Below are 24,324 nucleotides of genomic sequence, written 5' to 3' on the forward strand. Positions count from 1 at the left end.
CTGCCACCGCAATTGGGGACCTGTCAAGGCTACTTGCGGCAGGTCACCGCTCCGCAAGGCTGCTTTGCCTGCCCATCAGTGCGACACACCACACGAGCACCACGGCGGCGAGTGCGACGAGCGGCCACGAGCCCAGGAGGATCGCCGGGGTGGTGCCTGAGCGGAGTTCGACCTCGCCGGCGAGCACGACTGCCTCGCGCAGGTCGCTGCGCTCGATGACGGCGCCGTCGGGCGAGACGATCGCGCTGTAGCCGGTGGTGGATGCCTGCAGCACCCAGCGTCCCGACTCGACGGCCCGCAGCCGGGCGCTGGCGAGGGACTGGGAGGGCACCACCGAGGTGGTGTAGGACGACGCGAGCGTGGGGTTGGCCACGATGCGGCCTCCCGCCCGCACCCCGTCGCGGACGAGATTGCTGAAATACACCTCGTAGGACGTGACGACGGCGATGTCGCCCAGCGAGGTCGACAGCACGCCGGGGCCTTCGCCCGCAATCGCCTCACGGGAGATCAGCGACAGGTCGGCGAAGGGTTCCACGATGCTGCGCAGCGGCACGTACTCGCCGAACGGCACTAGGTGGGCCTTGTCGTAGCGGTCGGCCAGGCCGGTTGAGGGATCGAGGGCGACGGTCGCGTTGCGGAAACGTTGATCATCCGCCCGTTCGTAGAAGTTGGCGATCAGAACCAGATCGCGTTGCGCCGCCAGCGACTCCAGCTCGGCCAGCGGCTCGGAGGCCTCGAGCGGCTCGTCGGCCGAGTTGCTGCTCTCGCTCCAGACCATGAGATCGGCACTGCGGGACCACGCAGCGGTGGTGTCCAGGTGTCGCAGCCGCACGCTGCGCTGGGGCGTGTCGACATGGGTGCCCAGCTCGCCTCCGGCCTGCACCACCGCGGCCGTGACGGACCGGTCGACGGTCGTGTCCGGCACCGCCAGCGCCGCGATCGGGACGCCGATCGCGACCAGCGCGGGCCACGACACTGCGCACCACTCGCGGGCGCAGAGGCGCTCGACGACCACGGCGCCCACGCCGATGAGGGCGATCACTCCCAGCGGACCTGCCAGCACCGTCGCGACCAGCCACGGCCCGCTCACCTGGCCCAGCGCGAGGTTCGACATGGGCACGCCGCCGAAGGGCACGGCCCAGCGCACTGCCTCGCCCAGCACCAGTGCTGCCGGGATGCCGGCTGCGCGCCATCGGCCGTCCGCTGGCACCAGCGACAGCGGCAGCGCCATGATGAGCGTCTCGACCGGCACCGCCACGATCCATCCCGGCACGGTCAGCTCGGTCATCCAGAACAGGCCGACCAGGTAGGCGCCCAGCCAGAAGGCGCCGGCCGCCTCCAGCCGGTCACGCCAGCGGGACTCCCCCCGGATGCAGAAGCGCAGCCACAGACCCAGCCCGATGGGGCCGAGCGGCCACAGCCCCCATGGCGGCAGCGACAGCACCGCGAGCGCGCCCAGCGCGAGCGCGAGCCCGTCTCGCAGCAGTCGGTTCACGGCAAGGGGGCCGACCGGTTCATGGCGCTCACGCCACGGCCGCACATGGGCTGAGCGGTCACGGCGAGAGGGCGGCGCTGGTCGAGGCCAGATGCGCGGTCACCTTCGTGGCTGCCTCGTTGCCCTGCCGGATGCAGGCAGGGATGCCGAGGCCCCGGTAGGCGGCGCCGGTCACGAACACGCCGGGAAGTTCGCGGGCGAGCGCCTTTTCGATGCGCTCGACGAGATGGCCGTGGCCGGGCCGGTATTGGGGCAGCGACTGCGGCCAGCGTGAGATGCGCCATGCGCTGACAGCGCCGGGTTCGCGCAGACCCCGCAACGGGGGAAGGCCGGACAGCTCGGCCAGCACGGTGTTCAGCAACTCGGCGTCATCGAGGCGCGTGTGGCGGTCATCGTCGTCCCGACCGACCGAGACCCGCAGCACGACGTTGGGAGTGCCGCCGTTGCCGTCGCCGCTGGCATCGTTGCCGTCGCCGCTGGCAGATGCGGCCCAGTTCGGCCACTTCGCCGATCCGTAGCTGCAGGCCGTCGCCAGCCAGCCCGTGTCCCGCGTGACCAGGAAGCCGGCCTGCTGTGGCGTTTCGATGGCATCGGCGCGCACGCTGAGCGTCAACACGGCGACCGACGCATAGTCGATGAGCCCGAGCAGAGCTGCGGCGTCGGGCGCAGCCGGCAGCATCTGTGCGGCCGCATGGGCGGGTGCGGCGATGATGACGGCATCTGCGTCGAGCACTTCGGAGCCGGTGTCCACAGCGAAGCGGGTTCCGGGACGCCAGATCGCCTCCACCGGCGTGGCCAGCCGCAGGACGCCGCCGTCCAGCCGCTCAGCCAGTGCCCGGACCAGTCGACCCATCCCATCTTGAAAACTGCCGAAGATCGGCGCCGGAGCGCCTGCGGCGGGGGCGGGGGCGGGTTGCATCCGGCGCAGTCCCCGCATGAGCGAGTGACTGCGCTCGAGCGCTTGGCCCAGGATCGGCGCCGAGGTCGCCGCATCCAGCCGGCTCGTGTCTCCCGCGCTGATGCTGCCGAGCAGCGGGTCGACCATCTGCGACGCCACCGCTGCACCGAGCCGGGCGCGCACGATGTCGCCCACGCTGAGCGCGCTGGGCAGGACGCGCGCGGTGCCATCCACGCCCTCGGTCAGCGTGTCCGCCCCGTCGGAGCCTCTCCGGCGTGTCGTGGACCGGCGTGGCAGGACATAGTCGGCTGCGGCGCGCAGCTTGCCCGCGGAGTCGAGCAGTCCCGAGCGCAGGAGCGGACTGAGCCGGGTGGGCACCCCGCCGATCAGCCCATCGGGCAGGGACGTGAGCTGCGGGCCGTGCTTGCGGGAATGCGCCACCGACGCACCGCCGACGTCCGGCGAGATGCGTTCGGCCGAGATCCCCAGCTCGTCGCAGAGCTCGATCGCCCACGGCACCCGCAGCAGGAACGCATCGGCGCCCTCGTCGACGGGCCGGCCCTCGAACAGGGTCGTGAGGATCTTGCCGCCCAGCCGCTCGGCGCTGTCGATCAGCACCACCCGGGGAATCTCGGTCCCAGGGTCAGCAGGATGCAGCAGCCGGTACGCAGCCGTCAGCCCGCTGATGCCGCCGCCGACCACCACGACCCGCTGCGGCGCCATGTCCCCCACTCAGTCGTGCTGGCTTGGCGCGAGCTGGGTTGGCACTGGTCGCCGGTATGCGTGCACATGATCAGTCAACCGCTCGAGCACCGCGGGGTCGGTCTCGGGCAGCACGCCGTGACCCAAGTTGAAGATGTAGCCCGGTTCCTGCGTGCCTTCGGCCAGGATGCGGTCGGCGGCGGGGCGCACGGCGTCCCAGCCCGCCACGCACAGGGCCGGGTCGAGGTTGCCCTGCAGCGCCACGCCGGGACCGACCCGCTCGCGAGCCACCTCGAGCGGCACCCGCCAGTCCACGCCCACGACATCCGCGCCCACTCCGGCCATCTGGTCGAGCAGCTCCCCGGTGCCGACGCCGAAGTGCGCCCGGGGCACGCCGAGGTCGGCCAGATCGTCGAATACTCGCTTGCTGTGGGGCGCCACAAACTCGGCGTAGTCGGCGGGAGACAGCGTGCCCGCCCACGAGTCGAACAGCTGGGTGGCGCTGGCGCCTGCGAGCACCTGCGACCGCATCGAGGCCACGGCAATGGACGCCAGCCGTTCCATGAGGTCGTGCCACAGCGCCGTGTCGGCGTGCATCAGCGACTTGGTGCGCAGGTGCTGGCGGGAGGGTGCGCCTTCGACCAGGTAGCTCGCCACCGTGAACGGCGCCCCGGCGAACCCGACGAGCGGCACGTCGAGCTCGGCCGTCAGCAGCCGGACGGTTTCGAGCACGTAGGGGGTGTGCGCCTCGGCGTCCAAGGGCGGCAGGCGGTCCAGGTCATCGCGGCTGCGCAGCGGATTGCCGGCTACCGGCCCCACGCCGGGAACGACATCGATCCCGAAGCCGACGGCGGCGGCCGGCACCACGATGTCGGAGAACAGCACGGCCGCATCGACCCCGTAGCGGCGCACCGGCTGCAAGGTGATCTCGGCGGCGGTGGGCGGATCGGCGATGGCGTCGAGAATGCTGCCCGGCCCGCGCAGCGCCCGGTATTCCGGCAGCGAGCGCCCGGCTTGCCGCTGGAACCACACCGGCACCTGGGAGGTCCGCCGGCACCGGGCCGCCCGCAAGTACAGGCTGTCGCCGAGCCGGTGGATCGGATGATCCGCCGGCAGCGCTGCGCCCGGCGCAGCGGCAACCTCAGGAGTGTCAGACATGCCCTGCGAACGGTACCGGCGCGGATCACCCAGCAATCTCCGGGCTGACCGTCGAGTGGGGTCCCTCGGACGGGAGTCGGTCAGATTGGCGCTACGTGAACATGGGGATAGGGCGCTGCGAGCCGTTCGAGATCGCGCGGGTCGCCGGTGATCACCACTCCGCCGCCGGTTTCGACAGCGGCAGCGACGCAGTGAGCATCGACGAGCACGCCCGAGTCCGCCTTGGCTGCCGCAACGACGCTGCCCACGAGACGGGCGAATTCTCGATCGGTGTCACGAACTTCCAGGCCCGTCTCGCGGCTGAGACACGCGTCCACTGTCTGATTCAGCTTGGGCCCGCGATACAGCTCTGCGAGCACCACCGCGGGGACCACCACGTCGCGCCGCAGCCGACGAGCCGCCTCCAGCGCAGCCCTGACTTCGACGAAGCGCTGCCCTCGCGGCTGCGCCAAGGCCGACAGCGCCTCAGAATCCAGCACGAGCGCCCGGCTCACGCCAGCAGCGCCGTGTACTTGTCCACGAGCGCCTCGTCAACGGGTCCCGCGCTGCGCTCGAATTCCTCGAGCATCTCCTCAAGCAGCACGCGGCGCCGACGGCGTGTGAACTCCACCCGGACGGCCTCGTTGACCTGCGACGAGAGCGATTCGCTCCCCGCTTCCAGCGCGCAGACGAGTTCTTCGTCAAGAGAGATCGAGACCTTCCGCTTCGCCGTGCTCACGCCGAAATCCTACCAAAGTAAGCATCAATGCGTACTGCCCCGACCGCCAGCGAAACCGGTCCGGCGTCCCCTTCGCCGATCCTCACCCAACGGACGCGTGAGCCGGGACGCGCGGGCAGCGGGCATTCCTCCGAGGTCGGTTGCTGCGCGGCGTTCTGCGGATCGTTCGGCCACCCAGCATCGTCGGATAACTCCGCGATGTCGAATCGGAGCATCTGCTCGACCTGCGGTCACGCGCACTGTCTGATCGCTGACCAAGCGACTCGCCGGAATGATCGCGTCGAGACGGAATGTCCGCGGCTCGACGCTGTGGACGATGGCTTGTCGGTCACGACGGACTCCCTCAGTCGTCAGGCACAGTCGCTGTGCGTCGGGGCCTGCTCGGCGACCGAGGCACGCGTCCCGGCGGAGCGCTCCGGCCGGAACCATCCCCAGTCGTGCTGCTCGTCGTGGTCGAGCATGCCCGCCTCGGCGATTTCGAGCGTGTTGGCGATCTTGCCGATCGGCATGGTCTCTGATTCTGGCCACCAGGGCGGGGACAACGCGACGACGCCGATGAATGCGGTCTGCACCGGCGGCAGGCTTCGGATGAGGTCGAGCAGCGCGCATCCCCAGGTGATGCTGTCGGGCAGGTTGTATTCATTGCTCGACGCCATTGGTCCCGGCTCGGGCGCCGGGCCGTTCCAGTAGTCCCCGAGACCGAGACAGGACTCGATGTCCAGCGCTGCAGCTCCTTGATCGCTCGCATCGAGGTAGTCCACGACGATCCGCGCCGCTCGATGGTCCATGTGTTTGCTCATGCGGTCTTGGTGGTCTCGGTGTTGTTGCTCGGTGCTCAAGTTCTGGACGCGTCAGGCTGGCACAGCGAAACAGCAGTCGCATCAGTTGCCCCATGAGGAAGGCTGACGGCCGTCAGCGGTTCGGCGAATCAGACCGCCCGCGCAGGAGGTGCTACCTCGTTCGATCCGCGGCGGACAGGTGTCGCCCACCCCGCCAAGAGCCAACAGCCTGTGCCCTCCCCGCCCTGCCTGCCAAGATGGCCAAGCCATGCAGCGCGAGCCGGCCGCCACGGGGAAATCCGAAGCGCTGGGCGGGGACCGCAAACTGCTGTCGGCCTTGTACACCGAGCCAGCGGCGGCGGTGCAGCAGACGGCGACAAGACTGGCGGACGAACACCCCGAGGGCGGATGCCGCAGGACCAAGGCGTGGCTGCTGCCGTACGGACTGTCGCCTGGCAGCGACACCAATAGCGACACTGCGCGCATCGGCGCGCTCGATCTCCTGAACACCGACTGCGTGAGCGCCCAGCGGTGCGACGGCGGCTACGTCAGCCCGCAGGACGACGTGGAGACGCTGACTGCATCGGTGCCGCATGGGTCGCTGGACGTGGCGATCATGAACCCGCCTTACGCCCGCCCAATCGGCCACGAGGGGGCCAGGCGAGGCATCGTCAATCCGGCGTTCGCCGCACTCGGGCAGGACGAGAAGTCTCAGCGGGCCATGGGGCGTGCCTTGGACCAGCAGGTCAAGTTGCTCAAGGCCGCGGCTCGACGCGAGGCTCGCGACTCTGGCCTGCCGCCCGTGCCGTTCGCCTGGAACGGAAACGCAGGGCTGGCCACTGCCTTATTGACTTCCTGCCCGACAGGCGTCGCTGTGCGAGCGCGAGATGGCCCATTCTGTGGCGCAACGACGGCAGCTTCGAGACCACGATGCGGGTCTTGCCCTGCTCACATGGCACGATTCGACCAGGACAACGGCCCAAAGCCTTGGCCCAGGCACTGTGGGACGGGACGCCCGGTGTCTGCGGTGCCACGCGGCTGCACATCAGCGTCGATTCTCGGACCGCTTGAGACCGTTCGGCAGCAGTGGTGCAGTGAGTCGAGCGTCCATGGCGGCAAGCAGACGAGACCGGTCTGACGCAGCCAGCGACGCGCGCGCAAACTCATCGCCGCTGGTGAGCGCATCGCTGAACTGCGCCGAGTAAGTGGTCTCAGCCAATCCGGCAAGTCGAATCTCGAAGCCGCAGGTCAGGCGCTTGCGGCCGCGCCCGCGACATGAGCACTGTGCTGCGAGGTGCCCGATGCGGCAGGCCCCGAGCGTGCTCGCAGCCGTGGCCCGACCCTGCGGCGCTGACCTGCAGGGGAAACATCGCCTCAGCCTGCTGCGTCTCGGCCGCACGAGGGCGCAGTCCGAAGTCAGCGAGCGGATCTCCTTTGGCACGACCAGGCCTTGGTCCTGCGTCTCGATGATGGACGTCTCGAACTTGATGTACCTGGTGACCTCGCCCACGGCGAAGTGCGAGGTGAGCACCCTGTTGCCGTCGGGTGCAGGGGCGCTGATGTCCTGATCGTCGGTTGCCCACTTTGCGACTTGCGAGCAGGTCGCTCGCTGGAGGTTCCGATGCTGCGCGTCAGCGGCGGCCACCAGCAGCACTCCGTCGATGTCCTCGGAGTAACGGCGCACGATTCCCCATGCGGTGGTCAGGGACGTGCCGCCGCCGAACGCCCACTGAGCAGCGCCGTCCTTGAGCACGCCGTCCTGCGGCATCCGCCTGCTGAGCGCGTGCAGGGAGCGCACGAGCCAGTACTCGTGAATGACCTGTTACTGCGATGGCGCCATGCTGCGAGGGAGTCGAACTCGGGGATCGAGGCGCACAACTCGGCGACTCTGGCGTGGAAAGCGTGCGGTTGGCGCCTCTCGCCCTCTGCGGCCCAGCGCAGCCGGTCGCGGTCGACTTCGGCGTCGTACCGCAGTCGGCAGAGGTAGTCGCCGCTCGCGATGACCCCGACGGCCTCGTCCCAGTCGATGTTGCTGTAGTCGAACAGGCGCAGCGCTTCGAGCAAGGCGACCTCGGCCCAGGTGAGGTCAGCGCGCCGCTCGTTCAGCCGCTCCACGAATCGGGTGTGCGGCCAGGGCGACCGAGGAGGCCTGCCGAGACAGCAGACATCCTTGCGGACAGGATGCTGAGCAGTCCAGCCGACCAAATTGAGTGCGTTCCAGTTCGCCGCGCCGGCGCCGGTGCCGCCGAAGTGCAGGCTCCCAAGCCCGACGTTGACGGCATCGATCCGGTCCTCAGGCGGCCAGTCCTGATGCCAGCGCTTGCAGTAGAAACCGTGCGCGACCCGCACCACGGGGTGATCGCCGTCAGCACTGATTCGGGAAAGCGTCGAACGAAGCGAAGATGTCCAATCGGGTATCTCGTCCGTGAAGAAGAACGCCTGACCCGGCAGCCCGTCCAGCCAATCGCGAAGCGCCGCCGATTCCATTGCTCGCGCGCGCTACGCCGGGTGACTGTCAAGGCCGGCCTCAGCGATTCGCCTGTTGCCATTCCTCGCGTGAGATGCCCGCTTGCTCAAGAATGATCGCGAGCAACTGCGGGCTGATGTCGGGGCCATGCGGGTTGGGCAGCCGCAGCTTGCGCTTTCCCTTGTGCATCATCTGGTGTTTGCTGCCGTGCCACGGGCCGCTCCAGCCCGAGCGCCGCAGGGCCCTGATGAGGTCCCGGCGGCTGACTGGCCCGAGCCGCTGGCTCATCGGGTGGCGTAGAGGCTTACCCCGTCGATGCTGGGAATATCGTCGTCGCCGTGCTCGATCTTGAGCGCAGCCCAGTCGATGAGCACTTCCAACAACTCCGCCCGCGCGGCAGGCGCATCAGCGCCCTGAGCCCAAACGCCGTCAAGGCCAGCGACGGTCGCCACGACCCCGGCCGGGTCCTCAATCTCCCGCAAGCTGGCGCGCTTGGTCGCTGCCTCGGCCCAGATCACGACGTGTTCGCGTTCCACATCGTCAGTCTGTCACGAGGCGCATCTCGCGCATGCATGAGTTATCCGCTTGCTGGCGAATGTCATCGTTAGCGTCAGAGCGATGGGCTGGTTCAAACGGCGGCGCTGGATGGCGTTAAATGGTCTGGGGCGGCCGTTCCTGAGTAGGTGATCCAAGGCCGTGTAGCTCCCGCGTCGGGCGCTCTTCGCTTCTGGCTCCACCGGCTGGCAAGTAGCCTCACGCGACCTGTGCGACCGGCGTGCCCCTCGGGGCCGGGACCTCGCAGGCAGACGGAGGCAGCGATGGGACCCGGCACCGCGCAGGCTGACGTCGGTGACGCTGGGGCTCCGCTGCGGATCGCGCTGCTGACCTACCGGGGCCATCCGTGGGTCGGCGGTCAGGGAATCTACGTACGTCACCTCGCCCGCGAGCTGTCTGCACTCGGCCACAGCGTCGAGGTGTTCAGCGGGCCGCCGTACCCCCACCTCGACGACGGCATCAAGCTGACCGAGCTGCCCAGCTTGGATCTGTACCGCATGCCCGACCCGTTCCGGGTGCCCAAGCTGGCCGAGTTCCGCTCGCCCATCGACGTGCTGGAGTACGCCATCACCGCCACAGCGTCGTTCGCGGAGCCGCTGACGTTCAGCCTGCGGGCATTCGAGGCGCTGCGCAGCCGGCTCGACGACTTTGACTTGGTGCATGACAACCAGTGCCTCGGCTACGGCATCGACTGGCTGCGACGGTCGGGCATGCCCATCCTCGGCACCATCCACCACCCGATCACGGTCGACCGGCGACTCGAGATCGCCCACGCACCCACCCGCGGCAAACGTCTCGCCCTGCGGCGCTTCTACGCCTTCACTCGCATGCAGAACCGGGTGGCTCGGCGCCTCGACCGCATCGTCACCGTGTCCGCCAGCAGCTTTGACGACATCGTCACTGACCTGCGCGTCGGCCCCGGCCGCCTGCACATCGTGACGGTCGGTGTCGATCCGGACCAATTCCGGCCACTGACCGATGTCGCGCCGGTACCGGGCCGGCTGATGACCACCGCCAGCGCCGATGTGGCCATGAAGGGGCTGGCGTACCTGCTCGAGGCGCTGGCCAAGCTGCGCACGGAGAATCCGACGCTGCACCTCGTGGTGATCGGGCGACCCAAGGACGACTCGGCGGCCAGCCGGCTCATCGAGGGGCTCGGCCTGACCGGCAGCGTCGAGTTTGTCAGCGGCGTGCCCGACGAGCGCATCGTCGAGCTCTACAACGAAGCGGAGCTGGCAGTGGTGCCTTCCTTGTATGAGGGCTTCTCGCTGCCCGCCATCGAGGCGATGTCATGCGGGGTGCCGCTGGTAGCGACCACCGGCGGTGCACTGCCCGAGGTCACCGGCGCCGACGGCGAGACCTGCCTGCAGGTGCCCCCGGGCGACTCGGAGGCGCTGGCGGCGCGCATCGGCTGGGCCTTCGCACAGCCGGACCTGAGGGAGACGGTCGGCGCTGCAGGCCGGGCGCGGGTGCAGGCCAACTACTCGTGGGCAGCGACGGCCCGCCTGACGGTCGAGCAGTACCGGGCGCTGCTGGCCGACGCTCCAGTACGCCCACGCCGCACCGTCGGGATGCGGAGGCTGACCCGGCAGATCAAGCCGTGGCCCAAGCGGCCCGTGAGTCCGCATCCAACAGGAACGCAGACCAAGAGCGGGAGGCAAAGCGAGGAGCACATGGCGTCACAGCCGGAGAGCTCACCCTTCGACACGGGCTCGGACAGCTTCGCCGGTCGCTGATGCTCACCGTCGACTACGAACGACTCGGGGCCGAGCGCGGCGACAGGGTGCTGGACTTGGGCTGCGGCACCGGCCGTCACGCCTTCGAGAGCGCTCGCCGGGGCTGTGTCACCGTGGCGGCCGATCACGACCTCGGCGAGCTGGCAGCGGTCAGCGGCATGTTCGCAGCGATGGCCGAGGCGGGTGAACTCGACTCCTCGATCGCCGAGCCGACGTGCCCCGACACACCGGATCGCTGCTCGCCGGTGCCGCGTGCACGGTGTCGTGGCAGCGATGGCCGGGACGCGCTCGGCCATGCAGTCGTAGCCGATGCCACCGCGTTGCCGTACCCAGACGGCAGCTTCGACCGGATCATCGCTGCCGAGGTGCTGGAGCACATCGACGATGACGAGCGGGCCATCGCAGAGTTGGCGCGGGTGCTGCGCCCGGGTGGCACCATCGCGGTGACAGTTCCGGCGCAGGCCGCCGAACGGGTGTGCTGGGCGCTGTCGGCCGATTACCACGCTCCCGCAGTTCCCGGCGGCCATGTGCGCATCTACAGCTCGGAGGAGCTTCGGGCCAAGCTGTCCGCAGCGGGCTTGCACGTCTCCGACAGTCACGGTGCGCACGGCCTGCACACGCCCTACTGGTGGCTGCGCTGCCTAGTCGGGCCGCACAACGACAAGCACCCGCTGGTGCGCGTCTACCACCGGTTGCTGGTGTGGGACATGACTTCCGCACCGGCGCTGACGCGCACGCTGGACCGCCTGCTCAACGCCGTGATGCCCAAATCCACGGTGTTGTACGCATACAAGGCCCGTGCCCGCGAGATGACTCAATCGCTCGCCCAGCCAGTGGGCGCCGCACATGCAGCCTGAGTCCGCACGCATAGAGTTCGCGGCAGCCCCCGACGCCGAGAGGCACCGTCGGGAGGCTGAGTTGATGGGTGACGCAGTGGGCCAAACGCCCGGAGCACCCCCATCGAACAAGAACGAGAAAGGCGGACGGGACGCGACATCGCCTGGCCGGACAATGACCACCAATCTGCGCACGCTCGCAGTTGGCGAAGAGCAACTGCTGACGCCAGGCCAAGTCGCAGCCACCGCCGCCGCCATCGAGGCCTGCCAGCAGCCTGACGGTCTCATCCTGTGGTTCGACGGCGGGCACGCCGACCCGTGGAATCACGTCGAGGCTGCCATGGGGTTGGCATCGGCGGGCCGACCGCACGCTGCAGAGGCTGCATACAACTGGCTCGCCGCCAACCAGCACCCAGCGGGAAGCTGGCACAACTACTACACCGCCCACGGTGTCAAGGACCCCAAGGTCGACACCAACTGCTGCGCCTACATAGCAGTCGGGGTGTGGCATCACTGGCAGGTCACCGGTGACTGCGGCTTCGTCGAGTCCATGTGGCCGGCGGTCGAGCGGGCGCTTGACTTCGTGGTCGGCTTGCGCAAACCCGCCGGGCACATCCCGTGGGCGGTGCATGCCAACGGAACGCCGTGGCCCTACGCACTGCTCACCGGGTCGTCGTCGATCGCGCACTCGCTTCGCTGCGGCATCGCCTTGGCGCACCTGCTGGGACGCGAGCGCCCGCACTGGGGGCGGTCCGTCACCGAGATCGAGCGGTTGATCCGTCGCCGACCCGACTCCTTCGAGCCCAAGGACCGCTGGGCGATGGACTGGTACTACCCGGTGCTGTGCGGCGCGCTCGAAGGTGCGCAGGCACGCGCCCACCTCGCGGCGGGCGCGCTCAAGTTCCTGCTCGGCGAGCACGGCGTGCGCTGCGTGACCGACCAGCCGTGGGTGACCGCGGCCGAGACCAGCGAGTGCGCGCTCGCCTACCTGCGCACCGGCGACGCCTCCACCGCTCGCCGGCTCTTCGAGGCCACGTCTGCGATGCGAAACGCCGACGGCAGCTACTACACCGGCTGGGTGGTACCCCAGAGCAAGACGTTCCCGGACGCCGAACGCTCCAGCTACACCGCCGCAGCCGTGCTGCTGGCAGCCGACGCGCTCGACCGACGCAGCGGCGCCGCCGACGCCCTCATCACAACACCGGTCAACTGAGCGGGCGTCTCACCACCCGCAGGCTGCCTTCGGCGACGTGCTCGGCGAAGCCGTCGTCGAGGGCTCGCAGCCAGATCTCGTAGGGGGGCCGGCCGCCGTCGGCGGGATCGGGGAACACATCGTGAATGGCCAGCAGGCCGCCCGGCATCACCTTGGGCGACCACGCCTCGTAGTCGGCATGGGCCGGAGCATCGCCGTGGCCGCCGTCGATGAACACCAGCGCCGCACTGCCCCAGTGAGCCGCGACAGCGACCGAGCCGCCGACGATGGCCACGACGGTGTCTTCGAGGCCGGCGTCGATGAGGGTCCGGCGCAGGACGGGCAATGAGTCCATGCGGCCGGTTCGGCGGTCGATCAGCTCCGGGTCGTGGTGCTCCCAGCCCGCTTGCATCTCCTCCGAGCCCCGGTGGTGGTCGATCGTGAACAGCACACCGCCGCACTCCGCCGCGGCAGCGCCCAGGTAGACGGCGGACTTGCCGCAGTACGAGCCGATCTCCACCAGCGGTCCCAGCGAGGCAGCCTCGGCCGCAGCCCGGTACAGCGCCAGGCCCTCGTCGTGAGGCATGAAGCCCTTCACCTGCTGGGCCAGGGCCGCCAACTCGGAGTTCATCGGTGCTCAGGGGCGGAGCCTGTTGCGGCCTGGGTGCCGGATTGGGCATTGGGTCGGGCGAACAGCACTCGATCCAGCAGGACGAACTTTCCCGCCCACAAGACGCCGAAGCCGACCAGGTTGGCGGACGAGACTGCCGGCGCGGAACTCCACCGCATGTCCGCGAGCGCAACCAGGACGGTCGAGATGCCCAGGCCCGCCAAGCTGTAGGCCCAGAAGGGCAGGATCTCGCGGGTGGCCGAGTGCCGGTCGGTGCGGGACCACACCCAACGCCGGTTGGCGTAGTAGGCGGGTCCAGCGGCAACGCACACCGCCACCATGTTGGACACGACCGCAGGCCACCCCAGCACCGCGTACGCGAGCGTCAGCACGCCTTGGGTCACCGCCACCGTGCCCGCCGACACGGCGCTGAAGCCGACCAGCCGGCCCAGCAGGCCCAATCGACTACTTTTCTGCGCCGACATCGGGCCGGTAGCAGGCTGCCAGCAGCAGGATGGTCGACACCAGGCCGCCGACGATGGCGACGGCGAACCAGATGGGACCGCTCCAGTCGAGGCCGATGGCGTTGTCGACCGACCAGTCGCCGGGACCGGTCGCAGCCACCGCTGCCGCCACCACGGCCAGCACGAACACGTACTCCCAGCCCTCGCGGATGATGAAGAAGCCGTTGTGGCGATGGCCCACCCATCCCGCAGTCGTCATCACGCCGATGACCGCCATCGAGCTGAGCGGGGTCAGCAAGCCCAGCGCGAGGCCGATGCCCGCGCCGATCTCGGTCAGCGCGGCGAGATAGGCGTGCAGCAGACCGGGGCGCAGGCCCTCCGAAGCGAACCAGTTGCCGACGCCGCGGATGCCGCCCCGGAACTTGGCGATGCCGTGCAGCGCCAAGGTGACGCCGACGGTGACCCGCAGGACTGCCAACCCCAGATTGATGCTGTCGGGATCCATGTCGGCCGGGCCTCCTCGGGGATGTTGCAGCCATGTGCGGCGAGATGCCTGCCCTCAAACGGTAGCTACAGGTCGAGGCGGTAGACGTTGGTGCTCCGCCGGTTGAAGCCGAGCCGGGCGTACAGGCGGTTGGCGGCCTCCCGATCCGGCCGTGAGGTCAGGTCCACCGTGCGGGCGCCAGCCCGTCGAGCGATCTCGATGGCATGCCGGTTGAGCGCTGCGCCGATGCCGCGGCCCCGCACCGATTCGTCCACCACGACATCTTCGATCCACGCTCGCAGGCCGCTGGCGAGCGGGAAGAGCACGAGAATCATCGCCCCAACGACAGCGTCGGCATCATGCATGGCGCCGACGTTCTCACCCGGCATCCCGTCCGCGGTCCCGTCGGGCACCGTGCGGGCGATCAGCAGCGTGCTGGCAGGATGGCCGACGATGCGCTCCAGCGCTGCCGCGTCGGGCGGCGGCGAACTTGACAGCTGCGGGTGCAGCCGCGCAAAGGCACCGACCAGCGTAGTGTCGACGACGTCGCACATCTCGACGCGGATGCCAGACGGCACCGAGCCGGAATCCTGCGGTTGCGGCGGCGCGGTGCTGCCGCTGGGGGCAGTCTGATCAGCCACGCTGTGCATGGTAGGTGCATCCGATCCCCTCGGAGTCGGCTCGAAGGGGGGCGCGGGTAGCCTCCCGAACGTGGGCCATCTTGAATGGTTGGAGCGACCTGAACCCGGCAAGGACACCATCCTCATTGCAGCGTTCTCGGGCTGGAACGACGCCGGCGACGCCGCCACCGAGTCGGCCAAGTACCTGAGGCGGCGCTTTCGCTGTCATCCCGTAGCCCAGATCGACCCGGAGTTCTTCTACGACTTCGCTTCAGTGAGGCCGAGCGTGCAGGTCGTCGACGGCGAGCGGCAGATCGACTGGCCGACGCCCGACGTGCGGAAAGGCGAGACCGACGACGGTCGGCCGGTGATTACCGTGCTGGGCGTCGAGCCCCGGCTGCGCTGGCGCACGTTCTGCGACGTGATCATCGAGATGGCCACCACGCTGGGCGTCTCGGAGGTGGTGACGCTCGGCGCATTGCTCACCGACACCCACCACAACGCGCCGGTCAACGTCGTGGGGGCTTCCAACAATGCCGCCCTGAACTTGACCATGGGCCTGCGCCAGTCCACCTACGAGGGACCCACCGGCATCATCGGCGTGCTCAACGACGCCTGCCACCGGGCGGGCTTTGCCAGCGTGTCGTTCTGGGCGACCGTGCCCACCTACGTGCACAACTACCCCTCGCCGAAGGCTGCGCTGGCACTGGCCGAACGCGTTGCGCGGTTCATGGGCGTCACGCTCGGCGAGTCCGAGCTGCACAGCGCCGCTGCCAACTACGGCCGCCAGATCGACGAGCTGGTCGCCGACGACGACACTCTCGCCCAGTACGCGCAGCAGATACTCGAAGAGTCCGCCGCCGAAGCAGTCGAGGACTTCAGCGAGATGGTCGAGAACCCCGACGGCCTCATCGACGAGCTGGAGCAGTTCTTGCGTCAGCAAGAATCAGACTGATCAGCCGGCTCAGAGAACTATAAGAATGACTGAGAGGGTATGCACTAGTGCCGAGTGCGGCGCAGCGCCCGGGGTTAGTGCGAAATATGGCGGAAAATTGGCTGCCCTGATTGTTCATGAGACCCTGATTGTTCATGAGACATTGTCTTGATCGTTCTTGGATGTGATGGGAGCCGGTTTGGCGGTGTGCGGCGGCGGGGCTCTCAGCGCACCGCCAGCCGCGTGCGGGCCGGCCTGAGAGGCCCGCGAGGCCGGCGAGGTCCGCGGCCTGAGCGCGGCCGCGGCGTCGCTTGGGGCTACTGCGACACACCACTAGCTCGGGCGCAGCCGCTGTACGCGCGGTATCAACCGATCAATCTGGTGCTCTTGCGGTGGCCCGTCGGGGCCGCCTCCGGGGCGTGCCGCCCGGAAGTCGATCGCCGCCTGCTGGGGCTCGGCGCCGAACGCCACCATCGTGAGAATGCCGATCACCGCAGTGCGCGCCATGCCCGCGCCGCAGTGCACGACGACGCTGTCGCCGCCGCCGAGAGAGCCGACGATCTCGGCCACCAGATCGAGCACGGGTTCGTCGCTCGTCACGCCGCCGTCGGGCGTCGGCAGCCGCAGCGCACGCGGGTTGCTGTGCTCGTCGGCATGTGTGTCGAGCCAATCGCCGTAGGCGGGATAGCGCAGCTCGATCTCGTGGTCGGTCAGCATGCACGCCAAGGCCGTCGCACCGACGCGGTCAAGGGCCGCCTGGGGGTCGGGTCCGACGGCTGAGAAGTTGGTGACGAACAGGCGACCCCGAGTCGGCCCCGACGGCAGCGGGATCTCGTCGATGCGATGCTGCACGGCGCGGACTAGGAGTTGGATTTGCGAAAGCGCCCGAATCGGCGTTTCGGTTCTTCGGGCGGCTCAGGCAACGGCGGCCAAGCGTCCGCCAGTTCCCGCTGGCCGACGCGGCGCACCGCTTCAAGCTCGTCACGGCTGTAGGGCTCCAAGCGAGGATCGAGCGCCCGGCAGCGGGCCTCTGCACTGGCGAAGTTCTCGTCGGTGATCAGGTCGTCGATCAGCGTGGCGGGCTCCCAGGCTTCACGGGAGCCGAGGTAGATGTAGCCGTCGGCGACATCGCGTAATCGCAGCGAGCTCTCGGCACCGTCGACCGAGCCCCGCACGTCAGTCATCGCAACGCTCCCGAGCGTGGACGCAGCCAGATCCAAGCCGAAACGCACTCCGGTGCTGCCCCGGCCTTCCGGCGACCGGGCCACGAGCTCCTCGACCCGCTCGGTTGCTGCCGTGTCGGCGATGGCCCCGTGGAAGACGACCCGCCGGCAGCCATCGCCCATCCAGCGCCACAGCAGGTTCCCCACCGACGCCGTCGGCGTGCCGTCAGCCCATTCGATGAGCTGTGTGGTGGTGGCGGTGATGTGCATGTACACCAGCGCCCGCTCGCCTGAGCGCAGCACCTCTGAGGTCAGCACGCTTGCAGCGTGGAATGCCGACATGTCGCGGTAGTGCCCGCCGAGCCACCAGTTCCGCAGGCCCTCCTCGGCAGCCGAGCGACCGTCGAGCAGCTCCGGTTCCTCCACGTAGGTGGGCAGGCCGAGCGCGACCATCCGGATGGGCCGGCGATCAGCGTCGCGACGGCGCTCGGCCCGGTTGTGCTCCCAGACGGCACGCAGGACCTCGGCGTATTCTTGGTAGCCGAACCCGGCGCCGAGCAGGTCGACGAACAGGTCGGCGCAGGCTCGATCGTCCCATTCGGGTGCTTGGACGAGTGCATCGAGCTCTTCTTGGCGGCGAGAGTTCGTGTACTCCCAGGCCAGGTTGGCGATGCCGTTGTCTGCCAGCTCGCTCAGCGTCCCGGCCAAGAACCCGAGGTGCTGGCGCACCCCGATCTGGTCGCCGAGCAGCACGATCTGGTGGCGTCCGCAGATGTCGCCCAGGTACTCCTGCGGGGACTGGAGCGCGGATGCGGGCTGCTCGTCGTCGGTGGGGGTTTCGGGCGGCACCGTCCATGAGTCTGCCCGCATTTGGTAGGATTTGACTCGTCGGCCCCGCTGAGGGTCTGGCACAAGCGTAGGGAGCGCCCCGAGCGGGACTCGAACCCGCATCCTGGCCTTCGTGACGGACCGGCTCTATTCCCATTGAGCTACCGGGGCGGGGGCCACCCGGCACATCGGGTGGCCCGCTCCCTCACGCTATAGGTGCACCCTCGTTGTACGTGCATGCATTTGGATGTCACCGTCGGCGCCTCGATGTGCTAGAGCACCTGGGTCCAGGCCAGCTCTGCGGCTGCGGCGGTCGCGGTGACGGCGGCTTCGAAATCGCCCGCGGTGGATCGGACATCTCGCAGGCCCGGGTCGAGCGCGTACCGCCGCGCGTGCTCCACATGCACGGCCGGCACCGGTTCGGGAAGCGGGGTGGGCGCCCGCCGCTCGTAGTCGCGCTCGAGGTAGATCCAGCCGGTGGCCAGCCCTCCAAGCGGTTCGCGGTCAAGGCTGGTGGTGCACCCCAGCCGAGCAGGCGGACCCCGGTCGACATCGAATGCGAGCGGCACGGCGAGGTCGTCGTTCAATGCGAACACCGTGTCGAGCACACCGTCGGCTGCCAGCGCGTAGTCGCACAGCTCACCGTCCGCCGGCAGCGCCTCGTGTATCAACACGGTGACCGCGCGGTCCGCGATGGCCTCGTACACACGGTTGGCAGCGCCCACCACCCGACCGTCGACGACTTCAGCGTCGATGGCATCCCACACTCGGTGCGGCCGGCGACGCACGCGAGTCAAGGCATGGGCCGTGCGTGTCAGCACGAGGGCTCGATGGCCCCCCTCGACGACCTCGCTGAGCAGCACCTCGCACATGTGCTGCGACACCGGGCCCCGATTCCGCAGATGCGGCCACGCGTAGGAGCTGCGGAGGTCCGCGGTGTCGGTGACCGCGTCGAGATCCAGGTCGTAGTCCAAGCCCAGCACGCGCATGGGAGCAGTGCCGGCGTCGGCAAAGCGACGGTTCACCTCCCACACAGCGCCCAGCACATCGAGGTACTCGCGGTAGGCAAAGTTGTGGCGGATGCCCCAGCGCAGGAGCGCCTCGCGCGCGAGCACCTCGTCGAAACTGGCGCCGGAGACCACCGCATCGAGCCGCGCCTGATCGTCGACGCATGCGTATTCCATTGCCACGATGCCGGCCCCGGCCCGGTACGCCGCGGCGACCAGATCCTGCAAGAACAGCCCGGCGCGGCGCGTCGGCGTGTGGTGGCCGACGAAGACCACCTGATGCCGCTTGAACAGGCCGCTCACATAGGTGAGCGGGTCGCTGCCGTGGCGTCTCAGCCAGTCGGCCAGCTCGTCGAGCAGGACCGGCTGGATCGGCGGCAGCTCACGGCGGTGCCGGTACAACGCGATCCGTTCGAGCAGCGAAGGATCGCCTCGACGGTTCTCCACCCGCTCCGACAGTACCGTGTCGGGCCGTGGGAATGCGCTTGTACGACACCGCGCGGAAATCGGTCGTCGACCTCGAACTCGACGAAGCCGTCGGCATGTACGTGTGCGGCATCACGCCCTATGACGCCACGCACCTAGGCCACGCCGCCACCTACCTGGCCTACGACCTGCTGATCCGCCGGCTCGAAGACCTCGGCCACACGGTCACGATGGTGCGCAACTACACCGATGTGGACGACAGCATCCTGCCGAAGGCGGCCGAACTCGGCGAGCACTACCTGTCGCTGGCCGAACGCGAGATCGACCGCTTCGAAGCGGACATGGCTGCGTTGGGGGCGCGCCCGGCTGCGCACGAGCCCCGGGCCACCCAGTCCATCGACGCCATGATCGAGATGATCTCCGAGCTCGTAGATGCCGGGCATGCGTACGTCTCGGGCGATCGTGTCTTCTTCGACGTGACCACCTTTCCGGCGTTCGGCAAGCTGTCGGGATACGGCCGGGAGCAGATGACGGCGCTCGCGGCGGAGCGCGGCGGCGCGCCGGACGACCCGCGCCAGCGCAACCCGTTGGACTTCGTTCTGTGGCAGGCCAGCGCCGCCGGGGAGCCTTCGTGGCCGTCCCCGTTCGGACCGGGGCGACCCGGCTGGCACATCGAGTGCTCGGCCATGGGCCATGCGGCGCTGGGCGTGACCATGGACATCCACGGCGGGGGCGGCGATCTGATCTTCCCGCACCATGAATGCGAGATCGCCCAGAGCGAGTCGATCTCGGGTGCACCGCTGGCCCGCTACTGGGTGCACGCGGGTCTTGTCTCCTATCAAGGCCACAAGATGTCGAAGTCGCTCGGCAACCTCGTGTTCATCTCGGACCTGCGGTCCCGCATCGACCCGCGGGCCATACGGCTGGCACTGATGGCGCACCACTACCGCAGCGAATGGGAGTGGTTCGATTCCGAAGGGCTGGCCGCCCAGCGCGATCTGGACACGCTGGTCGGGACCGCGAGCGGGATGCAGCAACAGGGCGAACTCACCCATGTGTCATCGGGCCTCGTGGCGGACGTGCAGGCTGTGCTCGATGACGATCTCGACGCGCCGGCAGCCCGAGCTGCGCTGCTCGACGCCGCGGCGACGATCGAGCGCGGCGCCGCAGGCACCGTGCTGCGATCGGAGTTGGCAGCTTCGGCGGCGCTGTGCGGGATCGACCTGCGGCACCCGCCCGTTGCGGGCACGCCGTGAGCTGGGGCGGGGCGTCGAGCGACCGGAACGAGGTCGGCGAGATGACGACATTGGCAGTGGTCAACCAGAAGGGCGGGGTGGGCAAGACGACGGTCACGCTCGGTCTCGCAGAGGCGGCCTGTGCAGCGGGTCGCAACGTCCTCGTCGTGGATCTGGACCCGCAGTCCAATGCGTCGGCCGGGCTCGGTGTGTGGAATGCCAGCCCGAACATCGACACGGTGCTTGCTGAGGAGACGCCCGCCGCTGCGCTGGGGGCCATCACCGGGGCCGGATGGCCTGACGGCGGGCCGTGCCCGCAGCTGGTGCCCGGCAGCTATGCGCTCGCGAGCCGCGAGCCCCAGATGGCCGCCGATCTCGTGGGAGCGCAGGATCGGCTGCGTATCGCACTGGCCGGTGTGAGCCATGACCTCGTCCTGATCGACTGCCCGCCGTCGCTCGGATTGCTGTGCATCAATGGACTCTTCGCCGCGGATCGGACCATTGTCGTGACGGAGCCGGCTGCGTGGGCCGCCGACGGCGTCGACCTGATGCGGTCGACGATCAATCGAGTCGCGCAGCGCCAGGGGACGCCGACGGTCACCGGCATTGTCCTCAACCGGATGGGCCGCACGCGTGACAACGCCTATTGGGCCCAGCAGCTCGCTGAGCGCTTCGGCGCCGAACTGCTGCCGCCCATCCCGCAGCGGGCCGCCATCGCCGAGGCCTCCGGGCAGTCGCTGCCGCTGCGCGCGCTCGGCCGCCGGCCTGGCGCGCCCGAAGCAGCGCTGGCGTTCGACGAGCTCTGGGCTGATCTCGAGCACCGGCTGGGCTGAGGCGCCCCGGTACTCTCCACTTCAGAGAGGTCTCAGCATGGCCAACTACGACCCGGACCGACCACGGCCGAGCATCGATGCGACGGCGGCGCTCCCCGGCGACGCGCGCGCCGATGAAGCCCCTGAGACGCCGCCCGCAGCCGCTCTCGACGGTCCCGATAACGGCGGCAGCGCCGAGCGTGACGCCGATCCGGTGCCCGCGCCTGCGTCTCATTTGCTGCCGCGACAGGCCGAGCCGGTCGACCGTCGGCTGCTCGCAGCGTTCGGGGGTGCCGTAGTGATCGGTTGGCTCATGGCCGCAGGACTCGCGTGGTGGCTGTGGCGGCGCTGGCGCCGACGGGCCTGAACCATCCACGCCCGCCATGACTGGATCGGCCACCCTGTGAATGTGGAAACCCACGCCGACAGCGTCACCGCCGCCGTTGCCCGCGACGTCAAGGCGCCCCGCAGCTTGAGCCCCTCGGGCGCATCCACATTCCGGCAGTGCGCACGGCGCTGGAAGTTCCGCTACATCGACAAGCTGCCGGATCCGCCGGGCGAGCCAGCGTTGCGCGGCACCTTCGTGCATCACGTCTTGGAGGAACTGCTGGCGGTTCCGCCGCTGCATCGCACGCTCGGGCGGGCGCGTGCCATCTGCCGGGACCTCTGGCCGGCGCTGGCAGGCAACGCGGACTTCGAGGCGCTGGAGCTGTCGACCGACGACGAGCGTGCTTTCCGGTGGAACGCTTGGCGTGACGTCGAGGGGTTCTTCGAGCTGGTCGATCCGACCGGCGTCGATGTGGTCGACCGCGAGCGAGATCTTTCCGCCACGCTCGACGGGGTGCCGTTCCGCGGCATCGTGGATCTTGTGGATCGGGTGCCCGACGGTCTGCGGATCACCGACTACAAGACGGGCCGCCCGCCGGGACCCCGCTTTGTCGACAGCCGCCTGACGCAGGTATGGCTGTACGCGGCGGCTGCCGCAGCGCTGGGAGACGACGTGAGCGAGGTGCGGCTGCTGTACCTCGGCGAGACTGGCAATGGGCGCGACCGCCGCGAGCCCACCGAGATTGCCCGCCCGTTCGAGCTTGAGGCGGTGCATGCCGCCGTTGACGAGCATCGCATCACCTGGGACCGCATTGCCGAGGCCGCTAGCACGGGCCAGTTCGAACCGACACCCGGTCTGCTGTGCAGCTGGTGCCCGTACCGCGACGACTGCCCCGAAGGCCAGCTCGAGCACCAACGGAGGAACGGGCTGGCTGCTTGAGTCAGCCCGCATGAGACTCTGATCCATGCGTGAGCGACGCAGTGCGTGTTGGCGGCCATGCTGTAGGACGATCCTGCGAAAGGGCGCACCACGATGGAGTACACCCAGATCACCGTCACGGACGATGGCGAGGTGAGGGTCATCACTCTGAACCGGCCGGAGAAGCTGAATGCGTGGACACCGCGCATGCTGGCCGAGTTGGCTCACGCTGTGCGGGCAGGCAACGGGGATCCGTCGGTGGGTGCGTTCGTCGTCACCGGCGCAGGCCGCGGTTTCTGCGCCGGGGCTGACATCTCCGAGGTATTTGCCGCTCGCATCGACGCAGCCGATGACGCCGGTGCCGGCGTGGGCGAGGCGACGGCCGGCGACGACAGTGCCGCTGACGATTGGGTGGATCTCGTACGGAACTCCAAGCCGCTCGTAGCCGCCATCAACGGTGCCTCGATCGGCGTGGGCCTGACGATGGTGCTCGCGATGGACCGCCTCGTCGCGCACAGCGAGGCCAAGATCTCGTGCCGTTTCGTCAAGATGGGTGTGACGCCCGAATTGGCTTCCTCTCACATGCTGGTGCAGCGTTGCGGTTGGGGCGCGGCGACCGATCTGGCTCTCTCAGGACGAATCGTGACCGGTGCTGAGGCCGTCGAGATGGGCCTGGTGGACGAGGTCACCGACGGCGATGTGCTGGAGGCGGCGCTCGCTCGCGCCCGCAGCTACGCGGAGAACCCACCCACGATGGTGCGGTTGACCAAGCAGTTGCTCACCGCCAATGGCTCTGACACCGACCTGCGTGCCGTGCAACGCCGGGAGCTGGACGCCCTGAGCGTCGCCCGCTCCTCCGATGACCACCGTGAAGCCGTTGCCGCGTTCTTGGAGAAGCGCCCTCCCAAGTTCCGCTGAGGTGGGTGTGAGACCAGTCACGTCGGCACGAGTACCGGGGCCTGTGTCCTGAGCCGCCATGCCTGAGCTTCCCGAGGTCGAGGTCGTCCGGCGGCAGCTGGAAGGGCCGCTTACCGGACGGCGCATCGTCGACGCATGGGCGCACCCGTCGCGCAAGTTCGCTTCGGGCGCCGATGCGGTCGGCAGCGAGATCTCCGAGCTTCGGCGCAGGGGCAAATACCTCATAGCGGAGCTCGACTGCGGGCGCGACTTGGTCACCCATCTCGGCATGACGGGACGGCTGTGCTTCGCGTCTGCTGCCACCGCCGCTGTGGGCGATTCGCCCCCGACGCCCCCGACGCCCGCGGTCGGGCCGCGGGACGGACCTGCATCCGAGGTCATGGGCGCTGCTGAAGTCGCGCTCGACGATTCCTACGTGCGGGCTTGGTGGCGCCTCGACAACGGCGAGGTGCTGTGCCTGCATGACGTGAGACGGTTCGGCCGGATCGCGCTGTGCGACCGGGGCGATTACCGCGAGTTGCCCACGCTCGCGGCCATGGGTCCAGAGCCGCTGGATCTCGGCTTCGATGCGACCTCGTTCTGGCGGGCCTCCCGGCGGTCCAGCCAGCGCATCAAGACGCAATTGCTGAACCAGCGGCTGGTCGCCGGTGTCGGCAACATCTACGCCGACGAAGCGCTGTTCCTGGCCGGCATCAATCCATCGGCCCGCTCGATCTCGAAGCCACGCGCTGAGCGCCTGCTCGCAGCGCTGCGCGACGTGCTGGCTGCCAGCATCGATCGCGGCGGCAGCACGCTGCGCGACTACTACAGCCTCGAAGGCGCGGGCGACAATCAGAAGTACTTCGTCTGCTACGGCCGCGCCGGCGAGCCGTGCAGTCGTTGCGGTGCCGAGTTGCGCCGTCGAGTGCTGGACCAACGCTCCAGCACCTGGTGCCCCGTTTGCCAACGAAGGTGAAAAGGCAGATGTCTGCTGTCACGGCCTTGCCGACCTTGACAAGCATGGCAGAGACACTGAAGGGGCAGCGCGGCAACGGGCTCTGC

General features: G+C 69.0%; 27 protein-coding genes and 1 tRNA gene. 10 read left to right on the forward strand and 18 right to left on the reverse strand.

Translation table 11 applies throughout. The features are described 5' to 3' along the window. Positions 1-43: 43 nt before the first annotated feature. The 10 genes from lnt to ACOGXQ_RS13080 form a co-directional block, all read right to left on the reverse strand. Positions 44-1,495, reverse strand: a complete 1,452-nt coding sequence (lnt, locus tag ACOGXQ_RS13035; protein ID WP_419944076.1) for an apolipoprotein N-acyltransferase — start codon at positions 1,493-1,495, stop codon at positions 44-46. Positions 1,496-1,553: 58 nt separating this feature from the next. Continuing rightward, a complete protein-coding gene (gene hemG / locus ACOGXQ_RS13040) occupies positions 1,554-3,116 on the reverse strand; it encodes a protoporphyrinogen oxidase (RefSeq protein WP_419944077.1) in 1,563 nt (520 codons plus the stop codon). A 9-nt stretch (positions 3,117-3,125) separates the two neighbouring features. Then, complete coding sequence (hemE, locus tag ACOGXQ_RS13045) at positions 3,126-4,253, reverse strand: uroporphyrinogen decarboxylase (RefSeq protein WP_419944078.1); 1,128 nt, start codon at positions 4,251-4,253, stop codon at positions 3,126-3,128. Positions 4,254-4,333: 80 nt separating this feature from the next. Next, positions 4,334-4,747 carry a type II toxin-antitoxin system VapC family toxin gene (locus ACOGXQ_RS13050; RefSeq protein ID WP_419944079.1) on the reverse strand — a complete coding sequence of 138 codons (414 nt, stop codon included), beginning with the start codon at positions 4,745-4,747 and terminating at the stop codon, positions 4,334-4,336. After that, positions 4,744-4,971, reverse strand: coding sequence for a hypothetical protein (locus ACOGXQ_RS13055; protein WP_419944080.1), 228 nt, complete (start codon positions 4,969-4,971; stop codon positions 4,744-4,746). The genes ACOGXQ_RS13050 and ACOGXQ_RS13055 overlap by 4 nt, the downstream gene beginning before the upstream one ends. 350 nt (positions 4,972-5,321) lie before the next feature. Next, positions 5,322-5,771, reverse strand: a complete 450-nt coding sequence (locus ACOGXQ_RS13060) for a hypothetical protein (protein WP_419944081.1) — start codon at positions 5,769-5,771, stop codon at positions 5,322-5,324. A gap of 1,024 nt (positions 5,772-6,795) precedes the next feature. Continuing rightward, a complete protein-coding gene (locus tag ACOGXQ_RS13065) occupies positions 6,796-7,503 on the reverse strand; it encodes a nucleotidyl transferase AbiEii/AbiGii toxin family protein (protein ID WP_419944082.1) in 708 nt (235 codons plus the stop codon). Further along, positions 7,452-8,237 carry a hypothetical protein gene (locus ACOGXQ_RS13070; protein ID WP_419944083.1) on the reverse strand — a complete coding sequence of 262 codons (786 nt, stop codon included), beginning with the start codon at positions 8,235-8,237 and terminating at the stop codon, positions 7,452-7,454. The genes ACOGXQ_RS13065 and ACOGXQ_RS13070 overlap by 52 nt, the downstream gene beginning before the upstream one ends. Before the next feature lie 40 nt (positions 8,238-8,277). After that, positions 8,278-8,505 carry a type II toxin-antitoxin system HicA family toxin gene (locus ACOGXQ_RS13075; protein ID WP_419944084.1) on the reverse strand — a complete coding sequence of 76 codons (228 nt, stop codon included), beginning with the start codon at positions 8,503-8,505 and terminating at the stop codon, positions 8,278-8,280. Then, a complete protein-coding gene (locus tag ACOGXQ_RS13080; protein ID WP_419944085.1) occupies positions 8,502-8,753 on the reverse strand; it encodes a type II toxin-antitoxin system HicB family antitoxin in 252 nt (83 codons plus the stop codon). The genes ACOGXQ_RS13075 and ACOGXQ_RS13080 overlap by 4 nt, the downstream gene beginning before the upstream one ends. A gap of 282 nt (positions 8,754-9,035) precedes the next feature. On the opposite strand from ACOGXQ_RS13080, the gene ACOGXQ_RS13085 reads away from it, so the two are divergent. The 3 genes from ACOGXQ_RS13085 (at position 9,036) to ACOGXQ_RS13095 (ending at position 12,557) form a co-directional block, all read left to right on the forward strand. Then, positions 9,036-10,508 carry a glycosyltransferase family 4 protein gene (locus ACOGXQ_RS13085; protein WP_419944086.1) on the forward strand — a complete coding sequence of 491 codons (1,473 nt, stop codon included), beginning with the start codon at positions 9,036-9,038 and terminating at the stop codon, positions 10,506-10,508. Continuing rightward, the gene (locus ACOGXQ_RS13090; protein ID WP_419944087.1) at positions 10,508-11,365 is read left to right on the forward strand and encodes a class I SAM-dependent methyltransferase; all 858 of its coding nucleotides are present in this window, start codon (positions 10,508-10,510) and stop codon (positions 11,363-11,365) included. The genes ACOGXQ_RS13085 and ACOGXQ_RS13090 overlap by 1 nt, the downstream gene beginning before the upstream one ends. A gap of 64 nt (positions 11,366-11,429) precedes the next feature. Next, positions 11,430-12,557 carry a prenyltransferase gene (locus ACOGXQ_RS13095; RefSeq protein WP_419944088.1) on the forward strand — a complete coding sequence of 376 codons (1,128 nt, stop codon included), beginning with the start codon at positions 11,430-11,432 and terminating at the stop codon, positions 12,555-12,557. On the opposite strand, the gene ACOGXQ_RS13100 is transcribed toward ACOGXQ_RS13095, so the two are convergent. The 4 genes from ACOGXQ_RS13100 to ACOGXQ_RS13115 form a co-directional block, all read right to left on the reverse strand. Further along, positions 12,550-13,167, reverse strand: a complete 618-nt coding sequence (locus ACOGXQ_RS13100) for a class I SAM-dependent methyltransferase (RefSeq protein WP_419944089.1) — start codon at positions 13,165-13,167, stop codon at positions 12,550-12,552. The genes ACOGXQ_RS13095 and ACOGXQ_RS13100 overlap by 8 nt on opposite strands. Then, positions 13,164-13,607, reverse strand: coding sequence for a GtrA family protein (locus tag ACOGXQ_RS13105; RefSeq protein ID WP_419944090.1), 444 nt, complete (start codon positions 13,605-13,607; stop codon positions 13,164-13,166). Before ACOGXQ_RS13105 ends, ACOGXQ_RS13100 begins: the two co-directional genes overlap by 4 nt. Before the next feature lie 4 nt (positions 13,608-13,611). After that, positions 13,612-14,115, reverse strand: coding sequence for a DoxX family protein (locus tag ACOGXQ_RS13110; protein WP_419944091.1), 504 nt, complete (start codon positions 14,113-14,115; stop codon positions 13,612-13,614). 65 nt (positions 14,116-14,180) lie between these two features. After that, a complete protein-coding gene (locus ACOGXQ_RS13115; protein WP_419944092.1) occupies positions 14,181-14,735 on the reverse strand; it encodes a GNAT family N-acetyltransferase in 555 nt (184 codons plus the stop codon). 70 nt (positions 14,736-14,805) lie between these two features. Between ACOGXQ_RS13115 and ACOGXQ_RS13120 the strand changes: the two genes are divergently transcribed. Next, on the forward strand, positions 14,806-15,669 hold the full coding sequence (locus ACOGXQ_RS13120) for a PAC2 family protein (protein ID WP_419944093.1): 864 nt from the start codon (positions 14,806-14,808) through the stop codon (positions 15,667-15,669). 312 nt (positions 15,670-15,981) lie between these two features. Here ACOGXQ_RS13120 and ACOGXQ_RS13125 read toward each other — a convergent pair whose 3' ends face one another. From ACOGXQ_RS13125 to ACOGXQ_RS13140, 4 genes are all read right to left on the reverse strand, one after another. After that, positions 15,982-16,500: a hypothetical protein gene (locus ACOGXQ_RS13125; protein ID WP_419944094.1), complete on the reverse strand. Its 519-nt coding sequence runs from the start codon at positions 16,498-16,500 to the stop codon at positions 15,982-15,984. Between the two features lie 8 nt (positions 16,501-16,508). Beyond that, a complete protein-coding gene (locus ACOGXQ_RS13130; RefSeq protein ID WP_419944095.1) occupies positions 16,509-17,660 on the reverse strand; it encodes a hypothetical protein in 1,152 nt (383 codons plus the stop codon). A gap of 75 nt (positions 17,661-17,735) precedes the next feature. Then, positions 17,736-17,810: transfer RNA gene (locus ACOGXQ_RS13135), tRNA-OTHER, on the reverse strand. Between the two features lie 101 nt (positions 17,811-17,911). Next, on the reverse strand, positions 17,912-19,093 hold the full coding sequence (locus ACOGXQ_RS13140) for a hypothetical protein (RefSeq protein ID WP_419944096.1): 1,182 nt from the start codon (positions 19,091-19,093) through the stop codon (positions 17,912-17,914). A gap of 32 nt (positions 19,094-19,125) precedes the next feature. On the opposite strand from ACOGXQ_RS13140, the gene cysS reads away from it, so the two are divergent. The 6 genes from cysS (at position 19,126) to mutM (ending at position 24,238) form a co-directional block, all read left to right on the forward strand. Continuing rightward, the gene (gene cysS / locus ACOGXQ_RS13145) at positions 19,126-20,328 is read left to right on the forward strand and encodes a cysteine--tRNA ligase (RefSeq protein ID WP_419947395.1); all 1,203 of its coding nucleotides are present in this window, start codon (positions 19,126-19,128) and stop codon (positions 20,326-20,328) included. 41 nt (positions 20,329-20,369) lie between these two features. Further along, complete coding sequence (locus ACOGXQ_RS13150; protein ID WP_419944097.1) at positions 20,370-21,140, forward strand: ParA family protein; 771 nt, start codon at positions 20,370-20,372, stop codon at positions 21,138-21,140. Positions 21,141-21,177: 37 nt separating this feature from the next. Then, positions 21,178-21,486 (forward strand): hypothetical protein, encoded by a 309-nt coding sequence (locus ACOGXQ_RS13155; RefSeq protein ID WP_419944098.1) that lies wholly within the window; start codon positions 21,178-21,180, stop codon positions 21,484-21,486. Positions 21,487-21,522: 36 nt separating this feature from the next. Further along, a complete protein-coding gene (locus tag ACOGXQ_RS13160) occupies positions 21,523-22,386 on the forward strand; it encodes a RecB family exonuclease (RefSeq protein WP_419944099.1) in 864 nt (287 codons plus the stop codon). Between the two features lie 93 nt (positions 22,387-22,479). Further along, entirely contained in the window at positions 22,480-23,283 is an 804-nt protein-coding gene (locus ACOGXQ_RS13165) for an enoyl-CoA hydratase/isomerase family protein (RefSeq protein ID WP_419944100.1), read from the forward strand. A gap of 58 nt (positions 23,284-23,341) precedes the next feature. Then, positions 23,342-24,238, forward strand: coding sequence for a bifunctional DNA-formamidopyrimidine glycosylase/DNA-(apurinic or apyrimidinic site) lyase (gene mutM / locus ACOGXQ_RS13170; RefSeq protein WP_419944101.1), 897 nt, complete (start codon positions 23,342-23,344; stop codon positions 24,236-24,238). The last annotated feature ends 86 nt before the right edge of the window (positions 24,239-24,324 follow it).

Source organism: Candidatus Poriferisodalis sp., assembly GCF_965208485.1.
Taxonomy (GTDB): Bacteria; Actinomycetota; Acidimicrobiia; order Acidimicrobiales; family Poriferisodalaceae; genus Poriferisodalis.